This window comes from [Clostridium] hylemonae DSM 15053 (genome assembly GCF_008281175.1).
GTDB classification, from domain to species: Bacteria; Bacillota; Clostridia; order Lachnospirales; family Lachnospiraceae; genus Extibacter; species Extibacter hylemonae.
Genome location: NZ_CP036524.1, coordinates 176,279 through 202,104, shown reverse-complemented (window position 1 = coordinate 202,104; position 25,826 = coordinate 176,279). Strand labels below are relative to the sequence as shown.

Below are 25,826 nucleotides of genomic sequence, written 5' to 3'. Positions count from 1 at the left end.
TAATAAATGTCTCTATACATATTGTACTTATTATACACTGATAGCGCTCCACTTTTGTGACAGTCCGCGGCATCTTATGCGCACGTCCCAGAATATGCACACGGGATGTACACATTCTTCGGCAGTCTCCCCTTTCACACAGAACAGTCTCCCGTACTGTCGTTCTGTGCTACTGATGAAAACCGCGCCTCTATCAAGTTCATTATTCATATAGTACATTTGTATCATTTTTACGGAAGCTTGTCAATAAATGATATATTTTTAGCATATCTTTTCTTCTCAGGGCCTCCTGGCCCCGGTGAAAACAATAGTATTCGCTCTACTTTTATGATAATATATATAAATGGGTTACTTGTTTTAATCCAGGATTATATCTATCGGTATGGATAAAGGAGTAAGATTATGAACAACAAAAATGAGCAGGAAGAAATCATCCGGCTCTCAGATCAGATATTGAGAACATATTTCTGTAATAATGACCTGGATCTTCTGCTGTCTTCACTCGCTGAAGATGTCATCTGGCTCGGCGGAGGCAGGCATCAGAAAGCGGAGGGACGCGAAGCTGTCAGCGCAGCTTTTCTCGAAGGCGCCGGCGGTATGATTCCATGCACGATGTCTGAGGAAGAATATGAAGCGATGCCGCTTGGAGACGATTACTATCTCTGCGAGGCACAGAGTCATCTTTTAGCTGCTGATACTTCTGAGATGAGTATGGATGTCTATCAGCGCTGTTCTTTCGTCTACCGCAGAATAGAGAACGGCTGGGAAGCCGTGCACATACACAATTCTGTCCCATTTGAACCGATACAGGACGGAGAATTATTTCCGGTGGAAGCTGCAAAAGAATCTTACCGGCATCTTCAGGAGACACTGGCAGAGGCAAATTCCGAGATACGCCGACAGGACAACTTCCTCACACAGCTCTACAACACTGTCCCATGCGGAATTATACAGTTTACGACTGACAGATCGCACCGCATCATACACGCTAATAAAAGAGCATGGGAGATATACGGTTATACACGTTCCGAATACTGGAGCTCTGTGAAAGACCCGTTCATCTTTGTCCTGGAGGAAGAGAGGGAGCTTTACCGCACAAAGGTAGAGTCTCTGAAAAATGACGGAGATATTGTATATTATGACAGAGAAGGCCGCCGCAAAGACGGCTCACAGTGCTTCGTAAGTGTAGCGATGGCCCGTCTCTTAAACGCAGACGGCGAGGAAGTCATACAGGCTGTCTTTAATGACATTACCGAGGCAAAACGACTCGAGCTGGAAAAAGAAAGGGAACAGCTGCTTGAAAATCAGCTGCTCCGGGCCGCCGTACTCACAGGTTATCCTCTCATACTGAATGTCAACCTGACAAAGAACAGTTTTGATAAAATAATATCTGATAACTTTATATGTAAAAATACATCCGGCAGCAATTTTGATCATCTCGTTAAAGAAGCTTATACGACGATCTACCCGTCTTACCGCGAAGTATTCCGGGAGCTTTTCGACAGAGATCATATCATGAGTGAATTCCAAAATGGAAACCGTGAGATCTTTACCGAGTTCAGGCAGCTCGGGGATGACGGAGACTACCACTGGCTTTCCGTACATATCATCGCTGTGGACAACCCGTATGGACAGGATACGCTGTCCGTCATGCTTTTCCGGGTGCTGGATGAACAGCACGCCGCGCAGGCACGGCAGGAACAGCTGCTCAGGGATGCGCTGGAAGAAGCGAAGGCTGCCAGCAACGCCAAGTCTGATTTTCTCTCCAGAATGTCCCACGATATCCGCACCCCGATCAATGCGATCGTAGGTATGAGCACGATCGGTCAGCTGAAAATAGACGACAGGAATCAATCTGTAAACTGTTTTAAAAAAATAGATGACTCCTCACGGTATCTTCTCTCTCTCATAAACGATATACTTGACATGTCAAAAATAGAGAATGGCAAGATGGCCCTGACAGACGAGCAGTTTGATCTCCACGAACTCATAAATTCCATCACGGCAATTGTATATTCCCAATCCGTATTTAAGAATATCCAATTTGAAGTATACTGTGAAGACTCACTGCAGCAGTACTATCTCGGAGACGCACTCAGAATGAACCAGATCCTTATGAACCTGCTGTCAAATTCGCTGAAATTTACGCCCGCAGGAGGAATGATCACTCTGCATGTAAAAGAGTCGAAACGCCGCTGCGGATATTCTTATCTTGCTTTTCAGGTGACGGACAGCGGCAAAGGGATGTCGGAAGATTTTATGAAACGGCTCTATCAGCCGTTTGAGCAGGAAGCCGCAGATACGGCCCGCAACCTGACAGGCACAGGGCTCGGCCTTTCCATCGTATATAACCTCGTGCAGCTCATGAACGGAACTATAAATGTGGAAAGCAGGCTTGGGGAAGGCACCGTCTTCTCTATAGAAATACCCTTCAGGCTCGTGGAAGACGAAATATGGAAAGAAGAGCAGCGAAAGCAGCAGGAACTGCTGAACGGCATGCGCATACTCATCGTAGATGACGACGAAGGTGCCGGTACGCAGGCGGCGGCTATTCTGGATTCCTCCGGCGCAGAGTGCACGTGGGCTTCATCGGGACGTAAAGCTGTAGAATATGTCAGAGAGTCTCTTGCCGGAAGCCAGGCATATGAACTGGCGCTTATCGACTGGAAGATGCCGGAAATGGACGGTCTGGAGACGACAAGGCAGATCCGGAAGCTCGTGGGCAGAGATACAATGATCATTATGATCAGCGCCTATGATTACACCGAGATCGAGAGCGAAGCAAGAGCGGCCGGGGCTGATTATTTTATATCCAAGCCACTGTTTAAAACCGACCTCTGCAATACGCTGTCCCGCATAAACGTACCCAAGAATAACGCAGATACCAAAACAGATATCAACTTCCAAGGCTGTCATATCCTTCTTGCGGAGGATAATGAACTGAACCGGGAGATCGCACAGACTCTTCTTGAGATGGAAGGTGCATGTGTTGACACTGCTGAAAACGGCCAGGCTGCAGTGGAAGCTTTTGCCGGCAAACCGGAAGGTTATTATGAGGCAGTCCTTATGGATATCCGTATGCCTGTCATGGACGGACTGGAAGCAACCGCTGAAATACGTCTTCTTGAGCAGGAACGGACCGTAAGAGTACCTGTAATCGCCCTCTCTGCCAATGCGTTTGACGAGGACCGCCAGATGGCCTACAAGGCCGGCATCGATGAATATCTGATCAAGCCTGTGGAGGCAGAACAATTATACCGGCTGCTGCAGAATATATTATGATAATGACTGCATTCACATGCAGATGTTATAAAAAGAGGAGGACAGGCGCGGCCCGTCCTCCTCTTTTTATCCGCCGGGCCAAACGCCCGGCGTACTTTCTCTTATTCTGCTCCGTAAAGTGTTACGAGCTTCTTCAGATAGTCATATCTTTCTTTGGCTTCTGCTTCATTCTTCGCAAACAGCTTCTCAGCCTTCTCCGGATTAGCTCTCTTCAGAGCGTTGTAACGAACTTCTCCGTCAAGGAATGCCTGGTAATCACCTGTAGGTTCCTTGCTGTCGAGCGTAAATTTAGCTCCTTCAGCTGCAGGATTGAAACGGAAGTTGTTCCAGTATCCGCATTCTACCGCCAGTGCTTCCTCTGTCTGAACTTTGCTCATACCCATCTTGATTCCATGGTTGATACATGGAGCGTAAGCAATGATGAGTGACGGTCCCGGATAAGCCTCCGCCTCTGCGATCGCTTTTACAGTCTGGTTATAATCAGCTCCCATGGCGATCTGTGCTACATATACATAGCCGTAGCTCATCGCGATACCGGCAAGGTCTTTCTTCTTCGTCTCTTTTCCGCCTGCCGCAAACTGTGCTGTAGCACCTGTCTTTGTAGCCTTGGAAGACTGTCCGCCTGTATTGGAGTAAACTTCTGTATCAAATACCATCACATTGATGTCTTCGCCGCTTGCCAGTACGTGGTCAACGCCGCCGAATCCGATATCGTAAGCCCATCCGTCACCGCCGAATACCCACTGGGATTTCTTTGCGAGGAAGTCTTTATTCTTCACGATATCGCTGCATGTCCCGCAGTCACATCCTTCTAATGCTGCAACAAGCTTGTCAGCAGCATCTCCGTTTGTCGCTCCGCTGTTGAACGTATCCAGATATTCCTGACATGCTGCCTTCACCTCTGCTGACGCCTCATCGGAAGCAAGCACAGTCTCTACATTTTCTTTCAGTCTCTTTCTGATCGCTTTCTGAGCGAGCAGCATACCATATCCAAACTCAGCATTGTCTTCAAACAGAGAGTTAGACCATGCAGGGCCCTGTCCCTTTTCATTTACCGTATACGGTGTAGACGGTGAGGAGTTACCCCAGATAGAAGAACATCCTGTCGCATTGGCAATGTACATTCTGTCGCCGAACAGCTGTGTGATCAGCTTCGCATATGGTGTCTCACCACATCCGGCACAAGCTCCTGAGAACTCGAGGAGAGGCTGTTTGAACTGGCTTCCCTTTACTGTCTCCGGTTTGAACTTGGCAACAACTTCTGGTTTCACCGGAATCTCTTTTCCAAAGTCAAATCTTTCCTGGCTTACCGTTACGTTGGCTTCCATATTCTCCATGACAAGTGCTTTCTCACCCTTCTTGCCCGGGCATACATTAGCACATGAACCACATCCTGTACAGTCATAGCCTGATACAGTGATCGCAAATTTCATTCCCGGCATGCCGACCATATCGATCGCTTTCGTTCCTTCCGGAGCTTTAGCCAGTTCATCTTCTGTCAGTGCGACCGGACGGATAACTGCGTGCGGACACACATATGCACAGCGGTTACACTGGATACAGTTCTCTTCCTTCCAAACCGGGATATCTACTGCGATACCACGTTTCTCATATGCAGAAGAACCTGACGGTGTAGAACCATCCACATACTCGCTGAATGCAGATACAGGCAGGGAATTTCCTTCCTGAGAGTTAACCTTGGACTGGATGTTCTTGACAAAATCAACAACATCTTCTCTTCCGCCCTTAACTTCCGGTGTAAACAGACCTTCATCTTCCGCGCTCTTCCAGCTGTCCGGAACAGAAACTTCTACTACCTGCTTAGCGCCTGCGTCGATAGCGTCGTAGTTCATCTGTACGATCTTGTCGCCTTTTCTTCCGTAAGTAGCTTTTGCGGCCTTCTTCATAAGGTCGATCGCTTCTTCTTCCGGAATGATGGAAGCAAGTTTAAAGAATGCAGACTGAAGAACTGTATTGATACGTCCGCCAAGTCCGATCTCTTTACCAATCTTGATACCGTCGATCGTGTAGAACTTAATGTTGTGGTCAGCGATGTATGCCTTTACCTGTCCCGGAAGGTGCTTCTCAAGTCCTTCCATATCCCATGGGCAGTTCAGGAGGAATGTTCCGCCGTCGACCAGTTCCTGTACCATATTATATTTATCTACGTATGAAGGATTATGACAAGCCACAAAGTTTGCCTGACGGATCAGGTATGTGGACTTGATCGCTTTCTTTCCGAAACGCAGATGTGACATTGTAACACCGCCGGACTTCTTGGAATCATAATCAAAGTAAGCCTGCGCGTACATGTCTGTATTGTCGCCGATGATCTTGATGGAGTTCTTGTTCGCACCGACTGTACCGTCAGCGCCGAGTCCCCAGAATTTACAGTTGATCGTTCCTTCCGGAGTAGTAACAAGAGGCGCGCCTGTCTCGAGAGAGAGACCTGTCACGTCATCCACGATTCCGATCGTAAATTTCGCTTTCTCTGTATTGTTGAACACTGCAACGATCTGAGCTGGTGTCGTATCTTTGGAACCAAGTCCGTAACGTCCTGACAATACAGGAACCGCATCGAACTTCGTGCCCTTTAATGCGGCAACTACATCCAGATATAACGGCTCGCCGAACGCGCCCGGCTCTTTTGTCCTGTCGAGAACGGAGATCGTCTTAACTGTTTCCGGTATAGCGTCAAGCAGTGCCTGTGCACAGAACGGTCTGTAAAGACGTACTTTAACAACACCCACTTTTTCGCCTGCTGCCATCATATAGTCTACTGTCTCTTCAATCGTCTCACATGCGGAACCCATTGCAATGATGACTCTCTCTGCGTCTGCTGCTCCGTAGTAGTTGAAGAGCTTGTAGTCTGTTCCGATCTTCTCGTTGACCTTGTCCATGTAATCCTGCACGATAGCCGGCATTGCATCATAGAATGGGTTGCATGCCTCTCTTGCCTGGAAGAAGATGTCCGGATTCTGAGCAGAACCTCTCTGGCAGGGATGATTTGGATTCAGGGCATGGTTTCTGAATTCATCGATCGCATCCATGTCAACGAGTTCTTTCAGGTCTTCGTAATCCCATGTCTCAATCTTCTGAATCTCGTGAGATGTACGGAATCCGTCGAAGAAGTTGATGAACGGTATTTTCCCTTTCAGCGCCGCACAGTGAGCAACCGGTGTCAGGTCCATAACTTCCTGCACGCTGGACTCGCAGAGCATTGCAGCACCCGTCTGACGACAGGCGTAAACGTCTGAGTGATCACCGAAAATAGACAACGCATGGCTTGCGATCGCACGGGCGGATACGTTAAATACACCCGGAAGCTGCTCGCCTGCTACTTTATATAAGTTAGGAATCATCAACAATAATCCCTGAGATGCTGTAAATGTAGTTGTCATAGCACCTGCCGCCAGTGAACCGTGTACTGCTCCGGCTGCACCTGCTTCTGACTGCATCTCTGTCACTTGGACAGTTTGTCCAAATATGTTCTTTCTCCCTTCGGTTGCCCACTCATCCACATGCTCCGGCATAACAGATGACGGTGTGATCGGGTAAATAGCTGCAACTTCAGTATACGCATATGACGCATGCGCTGCGGCCTGGTTACCGTCCATGGTCTTCATTTTTCTTGCCATTTTTGTTGTTCCTCCTTAAAATATACTACATATTATTATAACTTGACGTATACATTCATTATATCCCCAGTACCTGTAAAAGTCTAGTGAATCTTGGCTTTATTTTGTTCCTTTTTCCGTACACGAAGAGGCCTCCGCAGGCCCTCTGAAATGGATAAATTCTTGACAATTGCATACTGTTAGGCTATACTAAAAAAGAGGATTGGATTGGGTAAGGATGCTCTCACAGCTGCTGTGAGCGCATCCTTTTTTAATTCAACACTTCTCAAATATAGTAGAGATTGGAGTGTTGTTATGAGTAGTAATGAGACTGGTACTGGCAACAGTACAAAAGACCAGGCGCAATGGGGTTCACGTTTTGGTTACATCATGGTCGCTGCCGGGGCCGCCATCGGACTTGGCAATATCTGGCGTTTTCCGTATCTGGCCTACGGAGGGGGCGGCGGTGTATTTATTGTCGTTTATATTATCATGGCTTTGCTTATGGGTTACCCTCTTATCAAGGCGGAAAGTGCCATCGGACGCTACGCAAGGGCTAATGTGGCGGCATCGTTCGGCGCTGTCAAGAAAAAGTACAGGTTTATCGGCTGGATCGCCATGCTCTGTACGACTTTGATCGACATGTACTATGTCATCGTCGGCGGCTGGGTGCTGAAATATGCGGTAGCTTACATAACAGGGGCAGATTTCGGCGCCGATACGCAAGTATATTTTAATGGTTTCACATCAGCGACGGCAGAGCCGCTTATCTATACCGCGATCATAATGATCGTCGTAGCCGTTCTGTTATTCTTTGGTATTACGAATCTTGTAGAAAAGATCACCAAGTTTATTATGCCCGCTTTGTTCATCCTGTTAGTCATATGCGGCATCTGGGCCGTTTTCTCCACTCCTAATGCAGCGGAAGGCCTGAAGTATTATATTGTACCTGATTTCAGCAAAATGAGCGTAAAGGTTTTTGCCGACGCCGCTACGCAGGTGCTGTTCTCCATCGGAATCGGCTGGGGTATCTTTGTAACCCTGGGCGCCAGTCTTCCAAAGTCCAATAACATCAAAAAAGATTCTATATGGATAGCTGTCTGCGACACTGTTGTCGCGCTGACTGCAGGCTTCGTCATCATTCCTTCTGCTTTTGGAGCAGGCGTTGATGTATCCAGCGGTCCTTCACTTATCTTCGTGGTCATGACCCAGATATTCTCCAAACTGCCGGGCGGGCGCTTCATCGGTATCTTCTTCTTCATTGCCCTGCTGTTTGCGGCTCTATCCACCTTGTTCACGATCATTGAAATACCGAACAAGTGGCTGGAAGAGACCGCCCATATTTCACACAGAAAATCTACAACGATCACCTCCCTCATTATTTTTGCCGGCGGTGTCATTGTATCTCTTGGCTTCGGCATACTGAGCGGTGTGGAACTTCCGTTCCTGGATCTGAACGGAGTATCGTATTACAACATATACAACTGGCTGGATACCTTCACAGCATACATCCTGCTTCCGCTTGGCTGTCTCCTCACCTGTTTCTACGTGGCAAAGGTCTGGGGCTTCAAAGAGTTCGAAAAAGAACTCACCGTCAACGGACGCGACGGCGGCTTTTCACAGTTCCAGAAACTGCTCTATGCCGTGATCGTGCCGGTTCTGATGCTCGTTGTAATCCTCAACTGCTTCGGATTCATCAAGTAATTGGGAATTTTGTTGTAGGGAATTTGGGAGTTGCTTGCAGTGTACTGTGTCTGAGAGGCAGGGCTGGGTGACCGGCTGGTCGGTGCGCTTGCAGGCGATAAGTAAAAAGAATGCGGGGAACGCAGACTTCAGATGGATTTGGCGGGAAAGCCTGATGCTTTCCCGCCGTAGCCATCTCAAACTCCGGACTTGTGGTCCGGAGTTTGGTCTGTGTTCCCCGCATTCTTTTTACTAACCGCCTGACAAAGCTCCCTCCGACAGCTGTCCACCCAGCCCTGCCTCTCAGACACCTGACATTTCACTTAACTCAAATTTCCTCAACGTGAAAGATTCCCTGGGTTGGTACAATGGATTTATATTCTGGCTATATCCATTGTGTTGACCCGGGGGACTCTGACGGTTGAAGTGTTTATGAGCCTGGAGATGAACAGGCGCGGGGCTGGGCGTACATGGCTGCGGCTGGGCGTTCGGAGGCAGATGTGGAAGCCGTTGCTGCGGGAAGAGCCGGGAGCAGACACGGGAATGTTATCTCAAATAACATTCCCGAGAGCCTCTGAGGGAGGAAATCCCTTCAGGATTTCATTCCGAATAGGCTCGGTTGTCTGCTCCCGGCTCTTCCCACAGTTACGGCTTCCCATCTGCCGGAGCGTCCTGCCGCAGCCATGTACACCCAGCCCCGCGCCGTCCACCCCCAATCATTCAAAATCACTCAACCACTCCCCATTTATACAGGCAGGCTGTCTCTGACGCACAGCGCTCCATACCCGACCTGGGGATTGGGATATTCTGTGAATCCGGGCAGGGGTCTTGCTCCTCTTCTCAAGTATGCCTTTACTTTCTCTCCATACAGATATGGGTCATTTCCTCTCACGATTCCCCATTCCATCAGAAGCGCTGTGCTTCCTGATACAAACGGGGCCGCAAATGATGTTCCGGTAAATGCTGCATAGCCCCCTCCGACGGTCACGGTCGTCACGTTTACGCCCGGTGCCGCGAGGTCTGGTTTTATGAATCTTCGGTCTCCTGAAAATCCGCGCCCCGAAAATCCCGCATATGTAAAGTCGAGGGCATTGTATGCCCCTACCGCGATAGCCCTGCCTGCCGTGGACGGAATGGTGAGCGTCGCATCGTCTGTCGGAAAGGTGAACCCGGTTCCCCGGTTCAGCACATTTTCGCTCGGCAGCCACATCTCATAAAATCCGGTCACTACTCTCCGGGGATACAGTACGATTCTCCATATGCCGGCGGATATATAGCTCTCTCTCGGGAGCATATCTATAAATATCTCCTGGGAGGCGCTGTATGGGCTTGGTTCCCCGTAGTATAAGAGTATCTCCGTCTGGCCGGCCGTGAACCTCTGGGGCCCGAGGATCTCCTGGATCGGTCCTACCCGGATTCCGGAAGGCGTAATGAGTGATATGTCTACCACGTCCGTGTAAGCTTTCCATATCTGGACATTCAGCGTCGGCTGGTTATCCTGCACTGCCAGCTCGATCACCGTCTCCTGACCCTCTGTCAGTATGCCGGACGTGTGCCCCGCACTCGCCGCCTCATTGCCGGCTCCAATACTGATGCAGCTTTTCCACAGGTTGGATATGTCGTCTATAAACCGCTCAAGGAGCGACGTTCCGTCATGGGCGCCATATGTATTTCCAAAGCTTATATTGACAGCGACCGGCATCTCATATTCCACTGCCTTTCTGATCACATAATCAATGCCCTGCATAAGTTCTGTCGTGCGGGGGAAGCCGTCTCTCCTCGGACTGGCCAGTTTTACGACAAGCAGTTCACTCTCAACTGCCACTCCCCTGTACTGCCGCCCTAAGCTTCCCCGCCCGTTGCCGGCTGCGATTCCCGCCACTGCCGTTCCATGCCCTGAAGTATCCCTGCTTGGCACAATGCTTCTCATCCCCACTTCTGTACCGGCGCTCAATGCCTCGTTTATACGTTCTGTACTGTATTCCACTCCGATCGCATATCCGGCCGGCGGCTGCCCGCCGTCTCCCGGAACCGATGACTGATCCCACAGTGCCTTTATCCTCGTCGTTCCGTCGTCATTTCTAAAATCCGGATTGGCGTAGTCAATGCCGGAATCGATCACTGCCACGAGCGTACCTTGTCCGGATAAGGAAAAACGGGCCCCCTGTACTTCATCAATACAGGATACCCGTCTTCCGTTGGCAACTTGAAAGAATAACCGTTTAGGCTTTTCTATATACTCTACTTGTACAAGTCCTGAGAGGGCCCCGATCAGAGACTCCCGAATCGTTATCACCGCATATTCGTTCTGCAGTTCCACCACCTCGTCCGCAAGTTCCCTGACAGGTCCCAGGTCGCCGGAATATTTGATGATCAGATCCCACTGTCTGTCAACAGGATTATAACCCACATCAAGTTCCAGCGATTTCTCCCTCTCCTCTTCTGTAGCATCTAATGCAAGATTTAACAGATTATCTGCTTTCTGACTTGTCATACGCTACCTCTGCCTTCAATATGATTATTTCATAAATTCGCACTCCAGATAAGGTGCCAGTTCTACCGGTATAAAATATCCTTTTTCATGTCTGCACGTAGGGCATACTTCCGGGACACGTTTCCCGCGGTGTATATGTCCGCAGTTCAGGCACATCCATGCCCCTTCGCCCTCGCGCTCATAGTACGTATTATTCTCAAGCATCTCCGCAAGTTTTCCGAAGCGTTTGCCGTGAACCGCCTCTACGTCTGCTATCTGGTAAAATGCGGATGCTGCCTCAAGAAACCCTTCCTCTTTTGCAACATCGCCGAATTCCTGGTACACGTCCTCATACTCTTCCATCTCGTTGTGCTGCGCTGACCTCAGAAGATCTGCCAGGCTGTCTGAATGATCGATCGGATATCCGCCGCTGATTATGACCGTCTCGCCTGACAGGCTCTTAAGTAAGCTGTAATATCTCTCTGCATGCGCGCGTTCCTGGTCTGCCGTAAATAAGAAAATCTGGCTGATGGAATACATTCCCTGATGACGGGCTGTTTCTGCCGCGATCGTGTAACGGTTGCGCGCCTGGCTCTCACCTGCAAATGCTCTCATCAAATTCTCTTTCGTTCTGCTCTTTTCAAAATCAATAGCCATGTCACATACTCCTTTTCACTTTTATTACTAGTATGTACCATGGCTGGTAAATTATTCTTTATTTAGTTAAATCCTATGATTCTCCGCGCCACGCTGTATGCAAGAGAAGATATCTTTCTTCCTGATTTGCCGGGCAGATTGATCGTCTGGCCTAGAATGCCGTATCTTATCTTCATGTAAGTCTTTACGTCTTTCTTTTTAAGATATTTCCACAGTTCCTTTTTCTTCTCCAGATTCTCTTCTTTTTTAGAGCGGATGAGAAGTATGGAGGATACAGTCATCATAATGGCAAGATAATTGATCATATACTGGCGCAGCTTCCTGCTCGTCACACTTCTGAGCTGGTACATCTCGATCATGGACTTTGTGACAAATATCTGCTGGTCCACCCGCGCGATCATGTTCTTCTCGTTGACCGACTGATCTTCACGGCCGATAAAGTAACGGTAAAAATCCACATCCAGATAATAGATCTTCCTCACATGGGGAAGCGGATAGTACACATATATGTTGTCCACGTAAAACGTGTGCTTCGGCAGACGCATCTGGGATAACTGAAGCATGGCCGTCCGGTATATGACAGAATGCATGAGTATATACTGGTCGAGCCGGAAGTGCCCGATATCATCCCACCGGAATATCTCATCTTTTGGGAGTACATTCCTGTAATGGACGCATCTTTTATGCGTCACTCCCACCTTCTCATAGACATAATTGGAGACGAGCATGTCCACTTCCTCGTCATCCTCCTCCAGATCTCTGAGCAGCTTCAGTATCTTGTGGAGCGCCTCTTCGTCTACCCAGTCATCGCTGTCCACAACTTTAAAATACTTTCCCTGCGCATTGCTGAGGCCGGAATTCACGGCATCTCCGTGCCCGCCGTTTTCTTTATCCACAACTTTTACAATATCAGGATATTTTTCCGCATATTCGTGTGCGATCTCAGACGTCCGGTCGCTGGAACCGTCGTTTACAATGATGATCTCCACAGCTTCACCGCCCGGAAGGATGCTTTCAACCGCATGTTCCATATAAGCTTCAGAATTATAACATGGTATTGCAAATGAAATATATTTCATTGTATTTGCTTCCTTTCTTGATCAACTGTTTATTAGTATAATGCATTCTTCCTCTTTTTCCAACTGAATATTCGTAAAAAGTTTCGCTACAGATTGTAAAATCATAAATTATCCGATATAGTAATTACATAGAATTGGAGGAATGGATATGAAGAAAAACATCATTGTAGGACAATCCGGCGGGCCCACCGCCGTAATCAACGGAAGCCTGTACGGTGTCGTATCGGAAGGCGTGAAACAGACAGAACGTGTAGGACAGGTCTTCGGTATGATCAATGGTATCGAAGGCTTTCTGCATGGCCGCTGTATGGACATCGGAGCGCTTGACGCGACCAATGAACTGGAACTTGTAAGGACCACACCCGGAGCATACCTCGGCTCATGCCGCTACAAGCTGCCTGAGGATTTAAAAGATCCGGTGTACCCGGAACTTTTTAAGAAATTTGAAGAAAAAAACATTGGCTACTTCTTCTATATCGGGGGAAACGACTCAATGGACACTGTGAGCAAGCTTTCCCGCTATGCGTCCGGTATCGGCAGCGATATCCGCTTTATCGGTGTACCGAAGACGATCGACAATGATCTTGTCGAGACCGACCACACTCCCGGGTACGGAAGCGCGGCCAAGTACGTCGCGACAACGGTCCGTGAGATCGCGACAGACGCTACCGTATATGACAACAAGCAGTCCGTGACTATCGTGGAGATCATGGGACGGCACGCGGGCTGGCTCACAGCCGCCAGCATTCTGGCGCGGAAATTTGACGGAGATAATCCGGTCCTCATTTATCTCCCGGAAGTTGCATTTGACCAGGATGCATTTATAGAAAAAGTAAAAGAATCTTTAAAGACAACACCCAATCTTGTTGTATGCATCTCAGAAGGCATCAATGACGGAAAGGGCACCTTTATCTGCGAATATGCAAGTGATGTCGGGACAGACAACTTCGGCCATAAGATGCTGACCGGTTCCGGCAAGTATCTTGAAAACCTTGTCAAAGAACGGATCGGAGTCAAAGTACGTTCTGTCGAACTGAATGTATGCCAGCGCTGTTCCTGCGCTCATCTGTCAAGAGTGGATCTGGACGAAGCCGGAAACGCCGGTATCTACGCCGTGCAGGTAGCTTTGGACGGGGAGACGGGCAAGATGATCACCTTTATCCGTAATAAGAGCGTACCGTATGAGCTTTCTTACGGCACGGCCGACGTCAATATGATATGCAACAAAGAAAAACCGGTTCCGGACGAATGGATCATAAGCGAAGGCTCAGACATCAGCAGCGAATTCATCGATTATGTAAGGCCGCTCACACAGGGATTCGTAGAACTTCCTACCAAAAACGGAATACCTCTGTTCGCATACCGCAGATAAAATAAAGCAGAGCCGGGGACGTGTACTTTTTAAAAAGTACACGTCCCCGGCCTCTTTTAGATTTTGCTTTTTTAACTTTGTCCCGCAGCAGCCCACTCGTACTTGCCATTTTCACCTACGTGATAGAAGTCTGCAAAATTGATATGAAAGATATCCTTTTTAATTCCGCTTACGTCAATCTTGTTCTTTATGAGGTACTGCCATGTGCCTGCGTTTGAGATATCTCCCTGCAGCAGTATTCCTTCTACTTTCCCCTCCCGCAGAATCGCCCGTTTGTATTGGCTTCTGTCTTCTTTTATCCGGATATCGTCGCCTTCCTCCTCGCGGATCCTGCCGACGCACAATGTCACAAGGCCAAAAAAGTTGATCGTGTTCTTGAGCGCATAAGTATCCTCATACACTGCATGGATACCACACATATTCCGCCCGGCTGTCCGGCCCTGGTCTGTGGCATTGGGCCATATTCCGGAAAGACCGGTGATATCACCTGCGGCGTATATGCCCGGCTCGTTCGTCTGCATGTGTGAGTCCACCGTCACCCCTCTGTCACAGGCGATGCCGCTTCCTTCCAGATAGGCCGCGGACGGTCTCACACCTGCGGCCACGATAATAAGGTCACAAGGGATCTCCTCGCCGTTATCCAGTGTCACTTTGTGGATCTTTCCGTCCGATCCGCACACCGCTTCACTTGCTTTTCTTCCGAGGATAAAGCGGACTCCCGCCTGCTCGAAAAGTTCCTGGTAAGCATGCGCCGCATGGGCGTCAAGCTGCACGGGAAGTATCTGCGGCGCCATCTCAACTATCGTTATCTTCCGCCCTCTCTCCAGCAGTCCGTACGCCGCATCCAGCCCTACAAGACCGGATCCGATAACAAGTACGTGTTCGGCACATTCCGCCTCTTTCACAATGGCCTGGGCGTCGGACAGATTCCTTAAGCCGAAAACATTGGAGGCTTTTCTCAGTTCTCCCACAGGAGGAATAAAACTGTCTGAACCATTTGCCAGAAGCAGTCTGTCATACCCCATTTTTTCTCCTGTGGACAGTTCGATCTTCTTCTCTTCGGGACAGACAGTGGATACACGCACGCCCTTCACCCAGTTTATGTTAAATTCATCCCAGAAATTTTCTTCCGTAAAGTCCAGTTCTTCCTCGCTTCGTTCACCTGCTATATATTTGTGCAGCATACAGCGGGAATGTACATATGTATCTGCTGAGATCACGTATATATCTGCAGAGCTGTCTTCTTTTCTGATGGTTTTTGCCGCAGTAAGACCTGCTGTCCCGGCACCAATGATCACATATTTCATTCCTGCACCTCCTCTACATATATAGCTTTTTTCGGACAGGATGCCACACACGATGGTTCCCCGCCTGCATTTACACAGAAATCACATTTGATCACTCTGCTCTTTGTCACGCGGTCAGGCTTTAGAACTCCGAACGGACAGTTCATGACACACATAAAACAGGAACCGCATCTGTTTTCGTCATAAAACACGTGCCCGCTCTCAGGGTCTTTCTTAAGCGCTCCGCTCATGCATGATTTCACGCACTCCGGCTCCGCACAGTGGCGGCAGAACAGCGGCTTGTACATGCCCTTTTCATCTTTCAGGATAAAATTCCTCGACTCATTCTCCGGGTCGGTCAGATCAAGGTCGTATATCGTTCCTTCTGATTTTCTGTGAGCCTGCATACAGGCTGCGGAGCAGTTCTTACAGCCGTCGCATTTCTCATAATCGATCATGATACGTTTCATATGCACCGCCCCTTTCTATATATTCAATCCCTGTCGTTTTTCCAGTACGATCTGCTCTAATATATCCGCAGATTCTTTTGCATCTCCATTGATGATCACCTGCCCGCCGGTCAATTGCTTCATATCTTCTGTGAGCACCTGTACGGCCACCTTGCTTCCGGTCACGAAAGGAGGAAGGCCAAGGTGAAGCGGAAGGCCGAGCGCCAGACCGTAACAGCCGTCTGCCAGCGCCTGCTCCTCCAGCCACTGGGCGGCGGACAGCACGAGCGGAAGCTGCGGCAGATCGACTCCCAGTTCTTCTGCAAGCTCTGTGGCCACAATTTCCAGACGTCCGATGGCGAGACAGGGGCCAAAATTCAGCACAGGAGGTATGCCCAGCTTTTCACAGACCGCCTTCAGCTTCGGTCCCGCATACTGCGCCGCCTCCGGTGTCATAAGACCACAGTTTTCGATTCCTCCTGAGGAACATCCTGCCGTCAGAACGATGATATCCTTTGCGATAAGCTCCTTTACCAGATCCACCGTCAGTACGTCATGGCCGCCGGCTGTGAGGTTGGAACAGCCTACAACGCCTGCCACACCTTTTATATCCCCGGACACGATCAGGTCGATGAGCGGCTTCCAGCTGCCGCCGAGGAACTTCTTAAGAGACACTTCGCTGACACCCGTAAGCGTATTTTCGTAGCCGTGTTCCCGCATGAGATTCATAGGGACTGTGCCTCTGCGGGCTGCATATGCCTCCACCACTTCGTCGATGATCTCTTCTGTAACGGCCGGACGGTTCTCAAAGTCAAATTCTTTAAGCTCCGCATTTGCTTTCTTCGCCACATTGTCAATACAGATCTGCTTGATCTTCAGCTCGTCACATATCGGTTCGATTCCAGGAAGTGTACAGTTGAATTCCGAGATGACCGCATCGATTCCTCCTGTGGCAAGAATCGCTTCACTCGTATAATTGTTGCCTGCATGCCCGTCGAATATCTCCGTGTAATGAGCGCCGCGAAGCTGAAGATCCTGCCCCACACACGTACAGCCGACAAGCTTGAATCCTTTCGCCCCGGCCTTCTTTGCCTTCTCCACAATGTCCGCATCCGTCAGACGGTCCTGCAGAAATGTAAACATCGAATGCTGATGTCCCGTTATCATAATGTTGATATAATCTGGATCGATGACCCTCAGGCCAACCGGCGCAAAGCGGATCTCCGGCTCGCCAAGCACGATGTCATTGAGCAGGTTCGTCAGCACAAGCCCATAGATTCCAGTTGAGATTCCAAGCTTCAGACAGTCAAGCAGCATATTGACCGGGTCTGAGTTCAGATTCGTGGAACACTTTACCACACCGTGGAACACCTCGGACTTCGCGCCGCCCGGCAGTATGCCAAGCTCTTTCCACTTGTCGTAGCGCGGTGCGTATGCCATCTTCTCCGTAAGCTCCATTTTCTCATATTCCGGCAGATACAGATCTCTGAGCACTGCGTCGGCAACAGCCTCCGCCCTTTTATGTACGTCGGCTTCCTCAATTGAGAAAAGAGCTGCCAGTCGGTCCAGTGTGTTGATTCCCTTGATCTCGCCCTTTGTCTTAGCCACATTTTTGACGTTGAGCGCCGTATTCTCCACGATATGTATATAACATCCTGAGCCTGACGCCACAGCTCTCAAAAGATTTCTCGTCACGATCGTATCTGCGTCTGCGCCGCAGATCCCCCGCGGAGCTTCCGGTGAAATACGGCACGGACCGTTTGCGCACAGTCTGCAACAGACTCCCTGCAGTCCAAAAGCACATTTTGTGCTCTGATTTTCTACACGGTGGTGGGATGTCTCCATAGGAAGCCCCGCAATGTACCCCTCCAGCGGTTTATCCGCGCTTTTACACGTGTTGCATCCAAAACATTGATTCATAGTCTTACCTCCTCGAAACTTGATGAATTTAGTCCACTTTTGTTTTATAAAAATTCTCCCCCGCCAGGGAGGGATTATTTTTCCTTTTTAAAACACCTCCGATAAGGTACGCGCCTTCAGTTCTCTCATAAGAACTCTCTGTATCTGTGCAAGCTCCATATGAACTTTACATGCGTTCCCGCCGGTGTTCCTGCTGCACGATTTTCTGAGACACGGCATGATGACCGGCTCCTCGTCCACTGCAGCCACCACGTCGTACAGCGTGAGCTCTGTGAGACTCCTGCCCATTCTGCATCCGCCTGCGGCGCCCCGCTCCACCTCTACGATTCCTGCTTTCTGGAGCTTTCGCACTATTTTATAAGCAAAGGCTTCCGGAATCTCTTCTTCCTGACATATATCTTTCATCGTATGCTTCTGCCCGTCTCTCATCGCCCGCAGCATACGGATCGCGTAATCATTTTCTCTCGTTAAAAGCATCTTTTCACCTCTTTGTTAAAACTTTAGCATACCGGACTTAATTTGTCAACTTTATATCTTTCATTTCACATATACTATACATAAATATAAAAGCCTGCCGCAGAACCAAATATTTTCCCGTCTGCAGCAGGCTCTCGTTTTAATATGTTTATCAGACAGAAGGCTGTATCCTCGCCACTTTACTCTTAACCGCAGCGTCCGCTACTGCTTTTGCCACTGCATCTTTCACGCGTGTATCAAAGGCCGCCGGCAGAATATAATCTGCAGTCAGCTCCTCCTCACTCACGAGATCTGCCAGTGCATAAGCCGCGGCAACCTTCATTTCATCATTGATATCCGACGCCCTTACATCCAGCGCGCCTCTGAAAATACCCGGGAACGCCAGCACATTATTTATCTGGTTCGGGAAATCGCTGCGCCCTGTAGATACGACTGCGGCACCGCCGGCTTTTGCATCATCCGGAAAAATCTCAGGAGTCGGATTGGCACACGCAAATACGACCGCGTCTTTCGCCATTGTCTGAACCATCTCTCGTGTCATAGTGCCGGGGGCAGAAACACCGATAAATACATCAGCGCCTTTGATCACTTCCTCCAGAGTACCCTTTTCGCAGTTCTGGTTAGTGATCTCAGCCATCTCCTGTTTGATAGGATTCAGACCGTCCCTGCCTCTGTAAATTGCTCCTGTGCGGTCCGTCATAATGACATTCTTTACTCCCATGCTGATAAGCAGCCTGATAATGGCGATCCCTGCCGCGCCCGCGCCGCTTGTAACGATCTTGATATCTTCGATCTTCTTACCGACAAGTTTCAGCGCGTTGATCAGTCCTGCCAGAGTGATCACGGCAGTGCCGTGCTGGTCATCGTGAAAGATGGGAATATCACATTTTTCTTTTAACTTTTTCTCTATCTCAAAGCACCGGGGCGCGCTGATATCTTCCAGATTCACGCCTCCGAAGCTGCCTGCCATCAGCGCAACCGTATTGACGATCTCATCTACGTCTTTGCTTCTGATGCACAGCGGTATGGCGTCCACATCACCAAACGCTTTAAAGAGTACGCACTTTCCCTCCATGACCGGCATGCCCGCCTCCGGTCCGATGTCGCCCAGTCCAAGCACAGCTGTCCCGTCTGTCACGACCGCCACCGTATTCCACCGGCGGGTCAGTTCATAACTCTTGGAAATGTCTTCTTTGATCTCAAGGCAGGGCTGCGCCACCCCCGGTGTATATGCCAGCGAAAGAGCTTCTTTGTTATCCACTGCAGCTCTTGCCGTCATCTCAATTTTGCCCTTCCACTCGTAATGCAGCTTCAGTGATTCTTTTGCATAATCCATGATATTTCCTCCATAAACTGAATTTTTATATATATTATAGGTTAGGGTGTCGAAAATATCAACTTAATGATCACTCTTATCATCCTCCGGCGCATAAAACCAGGCACTGATAAATAGCCGCTGCTCGTTCATAATTTATTCATTTATCATTAAAGAAACTTTCACTTCTTTAACATTGTTTCTTCACACGTGTACCTTATACTAAAATCATCAAATAAAGAACAGAAACATTTGATACTGAATATACCAACTGTCTAGTAGTAAAATACTATTTTGAATAAACTTTTTCATAATACATGCCAGGAACCGGCTGCCGGTTACCTGGCATCCTCCCTTTTTACGGGGATTCTTAATATCTGTTTTTATTCCCGCTGCTCATACTGTAAAAGCCAGGATCTATAAAGATGATGTCCGCTTCATTGCCTTCCCGGTATTATAATTCTGCCTTTCTTGTCTTTCCCTTTTGTACCGTCTTATCAAGAGTTACCGCAAGTATCAGTACCAGCCCTTTAACGACTTTCTGCCAGTATTCTGAGACATCCATCAATACCATACCATTAGATAACGTTCCCATCAGAAGCACTCCTGTTACGACTCCGGTGATTTTCCCTTCTCCTCCGCTGATGCTTATGCCGCCTAATACACATCCGGTGATGACATCCATCTCGTAACCTTCCCCGGAGGCTGCCTGTCCTGAATTCACCCGTGCCATCAGCATCAGTCCTGCAAGGGCATACAGAGCGCCGGCCAGAATGTATACTTTATACAACACTCTTTTTACATTGATCCCGGAAAGTCTGGCCGCCTCAATGTTTCCGCCGATGCCATATACAGAACGTCCGAACGGAAGCCTGTTGAGAAAAATATATCCTGCAATAAATGTTGCTATCATAATGAGAACCGGTATCGGCACAACTCCTATATATCCCTGCCCGATCAGCAGAAAACTTTTCGTTATGCCATATACGGGAAAGCCGCCGCATAAAAGAAAGGCTGCCCCGCGCAGCGCGGTCATAGTGCCTAATGTCATAATGATCGGCGCGATACCTACCTCATTGATAAAGAAGGCATTGAACGCGCCAGCCGCCGCCCCTACCAGCAGGATAGCAATTATTACAGCGGGTATCGGAATCCCCTTTGACAGCATCAATGCCCCTGCCACAGCCGCAACGCCGATAACAGATCCGACAGACAGATCCATCCCCCCTGTTAAAATCACAAAAGTCATTCCAACCGAACAGACACCTACGATAGAGACCTGCCTCAATATATTAAAGATGTTGGATGTCTTTAAAAATGTTGGTTCACACACCGCAAAAATAATGATCAAAGCTATCCAGGCAAATAGGATTCCGTACTTTGATAAGTCCAATTTTCTCTTTTTCATGTCAATTCCTCCACACTTGGCTCCTGACCGATTCCCGACGCCAATGACATAATATACTCCTGGGAAAATTCCTTCTTCTCCATGCTCCCGCTTATACGGCCCTCATGCAATACGATAATCCTGTCTGCCATCCCTATTAGTTCCGGCATGTCAGAACTTATCATGATAACGACTTTTCCCTGGCTTACCAGCTCCAGCATCAGTTTATATATTTCCTGCTTTGCACCCACATCGATGCCCCGCGTCGGTTCATCAAAAATAAGTACCTTGCTGTCTGTAAACATCCATTTGGCGAGAACAACTTTCTGCTGGTTGCCGCCGCTTAGATTGCCTGCCAGCTGATCTACGGACGGCGTCTTGATCTCAAGCGCATCCACATACTTTTGTGCCACAGAACGGTCCGTTTTTTCATGGATCATACCGTTTTTTAATATTCCTTTAAAATTGGCAAATGAAATATTATGCCGGATACTCTCTTTAAGCAGAAGCCCCTGACGTTTCCTGTCTTCCGGTATGAGACCGATTCCTGCCCGGATAGCATCCATCGGTTTTTTGACTTTAACCTCTCTGCCGTCGATCAGGAACTGTCCGCTTCTCCTTTTATCCGCGCCAAACAAAGCTCTTACCACTTCTGTCCTTCCAGCTCCCACAAGACCTGCCAGCCCTAATATTTCTCCTGCATACGCCTCAATATTGATATCCTTCAAAAGCTCTGTATTTAGATTTTTAATTTCCAGAACTTTATTTGATCTCTGGTATTCTTTCGACGGGTACTGCTGTCCGAGATCTCGGTTGACCATTATTTTTATCAGTTCGTCCGTCGTGGTCTCTGCAACATCCAGTGTCTTTATGTACTGGCCGTCCCTGAATACTGATACCCGGTCGCAGATCTCAAAAATTTCTTCCATCCGGTGGGAAATATAAATGATCGTTATCTTCTGCTCTTTCAGCTTTTTTATGATCTGGAACAAATGGGCCACTTCATTTTCCGTAAGAGGTGCAGACGGCTCGTCCATGATCAACACTTTCGCATTACAGGAAACGGCTTTTGCGATCTCCACGATCTGCTGATATCCCACGCTTAAGTCTTTCACAAGCGTTTGAGGCCTGACAGATACACCAAGCTGGTCAAGTACGGCCTGGGTATCCTCTTCAAGCTTTCTGTAATCCACCATGTGATGCTTTAGCGGATAACGCCCATAATAGACGTTCTCCGCTACTGACAGCGCCGGAAACAGATTGAATTCCTGATATATTGCCGCAATACCGAGCTTCATAGATATTTCCGGGGAATTATTCTTTACCTCTGCGCCGTCATATATTACGGTTCCTTCTGTCGGCTTCAGAGCCCCGGTTATAATCTTTATAAATGTAGATTTCCCCGCGCCGTTTTCTCCTGCGATCGCATGAACTTCGCCTGGCTTAAAGGATAAAGTTACCTTGTCAAGTGCCCGGACACCCGGGAAGACTTTTGTGATATTTTTTAATTCCAAGATAAACTCACTCATTACGCGTCTCTCCTGTCGTACTGCTCTTCCTGTCTTTTACCTGCCCATCACATCTTTTACATTATCCATCGTAACCGGTGTAAAGCTCACATATATCGGATCAGCTACCTTGCCTTCTTTTAATACTTTTTCTACAGACTGGCAGAGTAATTCGCCCTGGTTATAAGCTCCTATGTCAACGGTTCCTTTTAAAATTGTATCCTGTGAAATATATTCCAGGTTCTTTTCATCTGCGTCTTGTCCGGTGATACATACTTTTGCGTCACTTTTGCCAGCTGATACCATAGCCTCATACGCGCCCAGGGCAACCGAATCGTTAGAGCATACAATAACATTCAAGTCCGGATGCTTTGCAAGTGTTGTCTCCACTGCCTCCATCCCGGATTCCGTCGTGTTGCCGGACTGTACCGCAACTGTCTCTGCGTCAGGCGCGAGAGACGCGAGCCCGTCCATCATTCCTTCTCCTCGTTCGATCAGCTGCTCATTCTCCTTAACATATACATACATAACCTTGGCGTCTTCCTGTTTATCCAGATTATCCAATATCCACTGGCCCGCAATCTTTCCATTTTCAAAACCATAATCATAGTTATTTACAGCGATCCACGCATCGGCGCCCTCAATTTTCTCAGACCATGTTATGACAGGTATTCCTGCTGCCTGCGCTTCTTTTACTGCCGCTTCCGGCGCAACTGTGTCAACCGGACAGATAACGATACAATCCACTTCCTGCGTGATCAGATTCTCAACAGCGTCAACCTGCGTCGGCGCATCTGAATGCCCATCTATGACCTGCACTTCCATGTCATATTTGTCTTGAAAATCTTCCACTCCCTTTACAACACTTAGGAAATAATTTATCGTAAGGTCCTGGACTATAAATCCAACTTTTGTCTTTCCGCTCTTTTTATCCTTCTTTGTAGTCTCCTCTTTCTTGGAATCAGATGAACCCGGTTCTTTTGCAGTGCATGCAGATACCGATACTAAAGCTATCACCATAACAAGAACTACACTTAATCTTTTGAACACCTTTGATTTCATAACCTTTCCTCCTCTAATTGTCTTTTCTGCCTTCTCCTAAATACAGTTTCAGCATTCTTTCGATTGCTTTGTCCCAGACATCCCACTCATGGATACCCGGCCACTCCTCATAACAAAATTCCTTTAATTTTGCCTGACAGATTTTCTTCAGCTTCTCAGTCTGGGGATATAAAAAATCCTCTGTTCCACAGACCATATATACCTTCGGGAATTCACAGCCTTCCTGCGGCCCTTCTTCAAGTATGTGAGGTATGAGATATTCTTCCGGCACATATTCCCTCCTTCCTGTTATCGGGAATATTTCTCTGTCGATTCCTTTCAAAAGCCCGGGGGCATCGTCCTGCCGGGATAACCGTATGATTTCATTCATATCGTACGCCCCGGAAAATGCCCCGCAGTATCCGTAAGTTTCCGGCGCCTTTAATGCACATTTTAAGGCTCCGTATCCACCCATAGACAGCCCCGCGATCAGCATATCTTCTCTCGAAGTCGACAGATGAAATAAACGTTCCAATATGAGCGGCAGTTCTTCCGTTATATAAGAAAATGCCTGCACACCGCCAGCCATATCAAAATACCAGCTTCTTTGAACCTCCGGTATGACTACTGCCAGGTTATATCTCTCCGCATATCGTTCGATCGACGTACGTCTCGCCCATGTTGACGCATTATCTGAAAGCCCGTGAAGAAGCACTAATGTCTTAGGATCTGTATCCCATATATATCTCCGGCCATCCTGCGGTAAAATAACGTGCAGCTGCGTATCTTGAAGCAATTTTGCCGAATATATATTTCCTGTGAAGTATGCCATCTTGTTCCTCCTCTCTTTAGTATTTTACTTATATATTACGGTTATATATTATGGATGAATTATACCACCCTGCATATGTTATGTCAATACTATTCCATGCATAAGTTTCTTAACGTTTTGTCTGCTTGACACAAATAAAATTCATATCTATAATGAACTAAGAAATATAAAGTTATATATATTGCTTATAATTAAGTTTCACTATTAATTAAAATTGATAGATGAGCGCAGAACTCTTTTCAAAGGGGAAAACATATGTCTAATAATATTGATCTAAAAAGAAACAATCAGAATAAAGTCTACCAGTATATTTATATGAACGGCGGTCCCGTCTCCAAATATGACCTGATCGAGCAGCTGGATCTGAGTCTTCCAACGGTGAACCTTATATTAAAATATCTGTCCGAGAACCATTACATCTATGACTGCGGAACATTCGGGTCCCAGGGCGGCCGCCCTCCCAAAGCCTTTACTTACAATCCGCACCTTTATTACTCTATCGGACTTGATATCACAAGACACCACGTGCATATGGTAATGATCGATCTGAGCGGAAATATCGTCGAGAAGACCCGGGTAAAAATAGATTTTATTCCGGAAGAATCTTATTATATGTCACTTCACGATAAAATCAGTGAAATGACCGCCAGATCGGGTATTGACAGGGAGAAGATCTTAAGCGTCGGTATCGCCCTCCCCGTCATGGTCAACGTAGAACAGCAGACTGTTCTGCACGGCAGTCTTACTGAGTTCAATAATGTGACCCCTGAGACCTTTTCCCGGTATCTCGGATTTCCGTGCCTTATCTGCAATGACGCCAATGCCGGCGGACTGGCAGAGAGTTGGAACATAAAGGATATACGGAATTCATTTTACCTCTCTTTAAATAACACAGTTGGCGGCGCTATTTTACAGAACAACCAGCTTTACTTTGGCGAGACTTATGAAAGCGGAGAAATAGGCCATGTTACTTTAATAAATGACGGGCGTCTATGTTACTGCGGCAAAAAAGGATGTGTGGATGCTTATATATCAGCCCTTATTCTTTCCAACAGCGCCGACGGAAGCCTGGATAAGTTCTTTGAATATGTGAAAGAAAAGAGTCCTTACCACTTAAATATATGGAATGAATATCTGGAATACCTCGCTATCACTGTAAATAATCTTAAAATGCTCTTTGACTGCTCTATTATTGTAGGCGGATACGTAGGGCCTTACCTGGAAGATTTTGAGGATATTATCAGGGAAAAACTGATAGAACGAAATACGTACCACGAGGAAGCTGAATATTTCCGTATCTGCCGCTTTAAAAGATATGCTACCGCGGTAGGCGCTGCTTTATTGAACGTAGAAAATTTTCTTAAAACAGTCTGATAGCTGATTCCTCTGTAAACTAACGTTCTCAGATCAAATCATACATGATACATGCCAGGAACCGGCCGCCGGTT

Annotated in this window: 17 protein-coding genes and 1 riboswitch; of the genes, 4 read left to right on the top strand and 13 right to left on the bottom strand. The window is 47.9% G+C overall.

Features of this window, described 5'->3' with window-relative positions; all coding sequences use genetic code 11:
• Window positions 1-33: 33 nt before the first annotated feature.
• Window positions 34-201: riboswitch (Lysine riboswitch) on the bottom strand.
• Window positions 202-402: 201 nt separating this feature from the next.
• On the top strand, window positions 403-3,282 hold the full coding sequence (locus LAJLEIBI_RS00930) for a hybrid sensor histidine kinase/response regulator (RefSeq protein ID WP_006444436.1): 2,880 nt from the start codon (window positions 403-405) through the stop codon (window positions 3,280-3,282).
• Window positions 3,283-3,383: 101 nt separating this feature from the next.
• On the opposite strand, the gene nifJ is transcribed toward LAJLEIBI_RS00930, so the two are convergent.
• Entirely contained in the window at window positions 3,384-6,920 is a 3,537-nt protein-coding gene (gene nifJ, locus LAJLEIBI_RS00925) for a pyruvate:ferredoxin (flavodoxin) oxidoreductase (protein WP_006444437.1), read from the bottom strand.
• Window positions 6,921-7,214: 294 nt separating this feature from the next.
• On the opposite strand from nifJ, the gene LAJLEIBI_RS00920 reads away from it, so the two are divergent.
• A complete protein-coding gene (locus LAJLEIBI_RS00920) occupies window positions 7,215-8,603 on the top strand; it encodes a sodium-dependent transporter (RefSeq protein WP_006444438.1) in 1,389 nt (462 codons plus the stop codon).
• Window positions 8,604-9,327: 724 nt separating this feature from the next.
• On the opposite strand, the gene LAJLEIBI_RS00915 is transcribed toward LAJLEIBI_RS00920, so the two are convergent.
• From LAJLEIBI_RS00915 to LAJLEIBI_RS00905, 3 genes are all read right to left on the bottom strand, one after another.
• Window positions 9,328-11,076 carry a S8 family peptidase gene (locus LAJLEIBI_RS00915; protein WP_006444441.1) on the bottom strand — a complete coding sequence of 583 codons (1,749 nt, stop codon included), beginning with the start codon at window positions 11,074-11,076 and terminating at the stop codon, window positions 9,328-9,330.
• A 24-nt stretch (window positions 11,077-11,100) separates the two neighbouring features.
• Entirely contained in the window at window positions 11,101-11,712 is a 612-nt protein-coding gene (gene rbr, locus LAJLEIBI_RS00910; protein WP_006444442.1) for a rubrerythrin, read from the bottom strand.
• Between the two features lie 62 nt (window positions 11,713-11,774).
• A complete protein-coding gene (locus LAJLEIBI_RS00905; RefSeq protein WP_040435803.1) occupies window positions 11,775-12,791 on the bottom strand; it encodes a glycosyltransferase family 2 protein in 1,017 nt (338 codons plus the stop codon).
• Window positions 12,792-12,939: 148 nt separating this feature from the next.
• Here LAJLEIBI_RS00905 and LAJLEIBI_RS00900 point away from each other — a divergent pair, with 148 nt between their 5' ends.
• Window positions 12,940-14,163, top strand: a complete 1,224-nt coding sequence (locus LAJLEIBI_RS00900) for a 6-phosphofructokinase (RefSeq protein WP_040435805.1) — start codon at window positions 12,940-12,942, stop codon at window positions 14,161-14,163.
• 71 nt (window positions 14,164-14,234) lie between these two features.
• On the opposite strand, the gene LAJLEIBI_RS00895 is transcribed toward LAJLEIBI_RS00900, so the two are convergent.
• The 9 genes from LAJLEIBI_RS00895 to LAJLEIBI_RS00855 all read right to left on the bottom strand — a co-directional run bounded on the left by LAJLEIBI_RS00895 (window position 14,235) and on the right by LAJLEIBI_RS00855 (window position 24,378).
• On the bottom strand, window positions 14,235-15,470 hold the full coding sequence (locus LAJLEIBI_RS00895) for an NAD(P)/FAD-dependent oxidoreductase (RefSeq protein ID WP_006444445.1): 1,236 nt from the start codon (window positions 15,468-15,470) through the stop codon (window positions 14,235-14,237).
• Window positions 15,467-15,919 (bottom strand): 4Fe-4S dicluster domain-containing protein, encoded by a 453-nt coding sequence (locus tag LAJLEIBI_RS00890; RefSeq protein ID WP_006444446.1) that lies wholly within the window; start codon window positions 15,917-15,919, stop codon window positions 15,467-15,469. Before LAJLEIBI_RS00890 ends, LAJLEIBI_RS00895 begins: the two co-directional genes overlap by 4 nt.
• A gap of 15 nt (window positions 15,920-15,934) precedes the next feature.
• Window positions 15,935-17,818 (bottom strand): anaerobic carbon-monoxide dehydrogenase catalytic subunit, encoded by a 1,884-nt coding sequence (gene cooS / locus LAJLEIBI_RS00885; protein ID WP_040435806.1) that lies wholly within the window; start codon window positions 17,816-17,818, stop codon window positions 15,935-15,937.
• Window positions 17,819-17,905: 87 nt separating this feature from the next.
• Window positions 17,906-18,295: an RrF2 family transcriptional regulator gene (locus LAJLEIBI_RS00880; protein ID WP_006444448.1), complete on the bottom strand. Its 390-nt coding sequence runs from the start codon at window positions 18,293-18,295 to the stop codon at window positions 17,906-17,908.
• A 151-nt stretch (window positions 18,296-18,446) separates the two neighbouring features.
• The gene (locus LAJLEIBI_RS00875; RefSeq protein ID WP_006444449.1) at window positions 18,447-19,631 is read right to left on the bottom strand and encodes an NAD(P)-dependent malic enzyme; all 1,185 of its coding nucleotides are present in this window, start codon (window positions 19,629-19,631) and stop codon (window positions 18,447-18,449) included.
• A 433-nt stretch (window positions 19,632-20,064) separates the two neighbouring features.
• Complete coding sequence (locus LAJLEIBI_RS00870) at window positions 20,065-21,018, bottom strand: ABC transporter permease (protein WP_006444450.1); 954 nt, start codon at window positions 21,016-21,018, stop codon at window positions 20,065-20,067.
• Window positions 21,015-22,526, bottom strand: coding sequence for a sugar ABC transporter ATP-binding protein (locus tag LAJLEIBI_RS00865; RefSeq protein WP_006444451.1), 1,512 nt, complete (start codon window positions 22,524-22,526; stop codon window positions 21,015-21,017). The genes LAJLEIBI_RS00870 and LAJLEIBI_RS00865 overlap by 4 nt, the downstream gene beginning before the upstream one ends.
• Window positions 22,527-22,562: 36 nt before the next feature.
• Window positions 22,563-23,567, bottom strand: coding sequence for a sugar ABC transporter substrate-binding protein (locus LAJLEIBI_RS00860; RefSeq protein ID WP_006444452.1), 1,005 nt, complete (start codon window positions 23,565-23,567; stop codon window positions 22,563-22,565).
• A 13-nt stretch (window positions 23,568-23,580) separates the two neighbouring features.
• Window positions 23,581-24,378, bottom strand: a complete 798-nt coding sequence (locus tag LAJLEIBI_RS00855) for an alpha/beta hydrolase (protein ID WP_006444453.1) — start codon at window positions 24,376-24,378, stop codon at window positions 23,581-23,583.
• A gap of 255 nt (window positions 24,379-24,633) precedes the next feature.
• On the opposite strand from LAJLEIBI_RS00855, the gene LAJLEIBI_RS00850 reads away from it, so the two are divergent.
• Complete coding sequence (locus tag LAJLEIBI_RS00850; RefSeq protein WP_006444454.1) at window positions 24,634-25,752, top strand: ROK family protein; 1,119 nt, start codon at window positions 24,634-24,636, stop codon at window positions 25,750-25,752.
• The last annotated feature ends 74 nt before the right edge of the window (window positions 25,753-25,826 follow it).

What these genes read in the sequence shown, in the direction of transcription:
- cooS (WP_040435806.1), bottom strand. Translation starts at nt 17,818, where the DNA reads ATGAATCAATGTTTTGGATGCAACACGTGTAAAAGCGCGGATAAACCG.
- LAJLEIBI_RS00875 (WP_006444449.1), bottom strand. Translation starts at nt 19,631, where the DNA reads ATGGATTATGCAAAAGAATCACTGAAGCTGCATTACGAGTGGAAGGGC.
- LAJLEIBI_RS00850 (WP_006444454.1), top strand. Translation starts at nt 24,634, where the DNA reads ATGTCTAATAATATTGATCTAAAAAGAAACAATCAGAATAAAGTCTAC.
- LAJLEIBI_RS00865 (WP_006444451.1), bottom strand. Translation starts at nt 22,526, where the DNA reads ATGAGTGAGTTTATCTTGGAATTAAAAAATATCACAAAAGTCTTCCCG.
- nifJ (WP_006444437.1), bottom strand. Translation starts at nt 6,920, where the DNA reads ATGGCAAGAAAAATGAAGACCATGGACGGTAACCAGGCCGCAGCGCAT.
- LAJLEIBI_RS00870 (WP_006444450.1), bottom strand. Translation starts at nt 21,018, where the DNA reads ATGAAAAAGAGAAAATTGGACTTATCAAAGTACGGAATCCTATTTGCC.
- LAJLEIBI_RS00900 (WP_040435805.1), top strand. Translation starts at nt 12,940, where the DNA reads ATGAAGAAAAACATCATTGTAGGACAATCCGGCGGGCCCACCGCCGTA.
- LAJLEIBI_RS00890 (WP_006444446.1), bottom strand. Translation starts at nt 15,919, where the DNA reads ATGAAACGTATCATGATCGATTATGAGAAATGCGACGGCTGTAAGAAC.
- LAJLEIBI_RS00895 (WP_006444445.1), bottom strand. Translation starts at nt 15,470, where the DNA reads ATGAAATATGTGATCATTGGTGCCGGGACAGCAGGTCTTACTGCGGCA.
- LAJLEIBI_RS00920 (WP_006444438.1), top strand. Translation starts at nt 7,215, where the DNA reads ATGAGTAGTAATGAGACTGGTACTGGCAACAGTACAAAAGACCAGGCG.
- LAJLEIBI_RS00905 (WP_040435803.1), bottom strand. Translation starts at nt 12,791, where the DNA reads ATGAAATATATTTCATTTGCAATACCATGTTATAATTCTGAAGCTTAT.
- LAJLEIBI_RS00930 (WP_006444436.1), top strand. Translation starts at nt 403, where the DNA reads ATGAACAACAAAAATGAGCAGGAAGAAATCATCCGGCTCTCAGATCAG.
- LAJLEIBI_RS00915 (WP_006444441.1), bottom strand. Translation starts at nt 11,076, where the DNA reads ATGACAAGTCAGAAAGCAGATAATCTGTTAAATCTTGCATTAGATGCT.
- rbr (WP_006444442.1), bottom strand. Translation starts at nt 11,712, where the DNA reads ATGGCTATTGATTTTGAAAAGAGCAGAACGAAAGAGAATTTGATGAGA.
- LAJLEIBI_RS00860 (WP_006444452.1), bottom strand. Translation starts at nt 23,567, where the DNA reads ATGAAATCAAAGGTGTTCAAAAGATTAAGTGTAGTTCTTGTTATGGTG.
- LAJLEIBI_RS00880 (WP_006444448.1), bottom strand. Translation starts at nt 18,295, where the DNA reads ATGCTTTTAACGAGAGAAAATGATTACGCGATCCGTATGCTGCGGGCG.
- LAJLEIBI_RS00855 (WP_006444453.1), bottom strand. Translation starts at nt 24,378, where the DNA reads ATGGCATACTTCACAGGAAATATATATTCGGCAAAATTGCTTCAAGAT.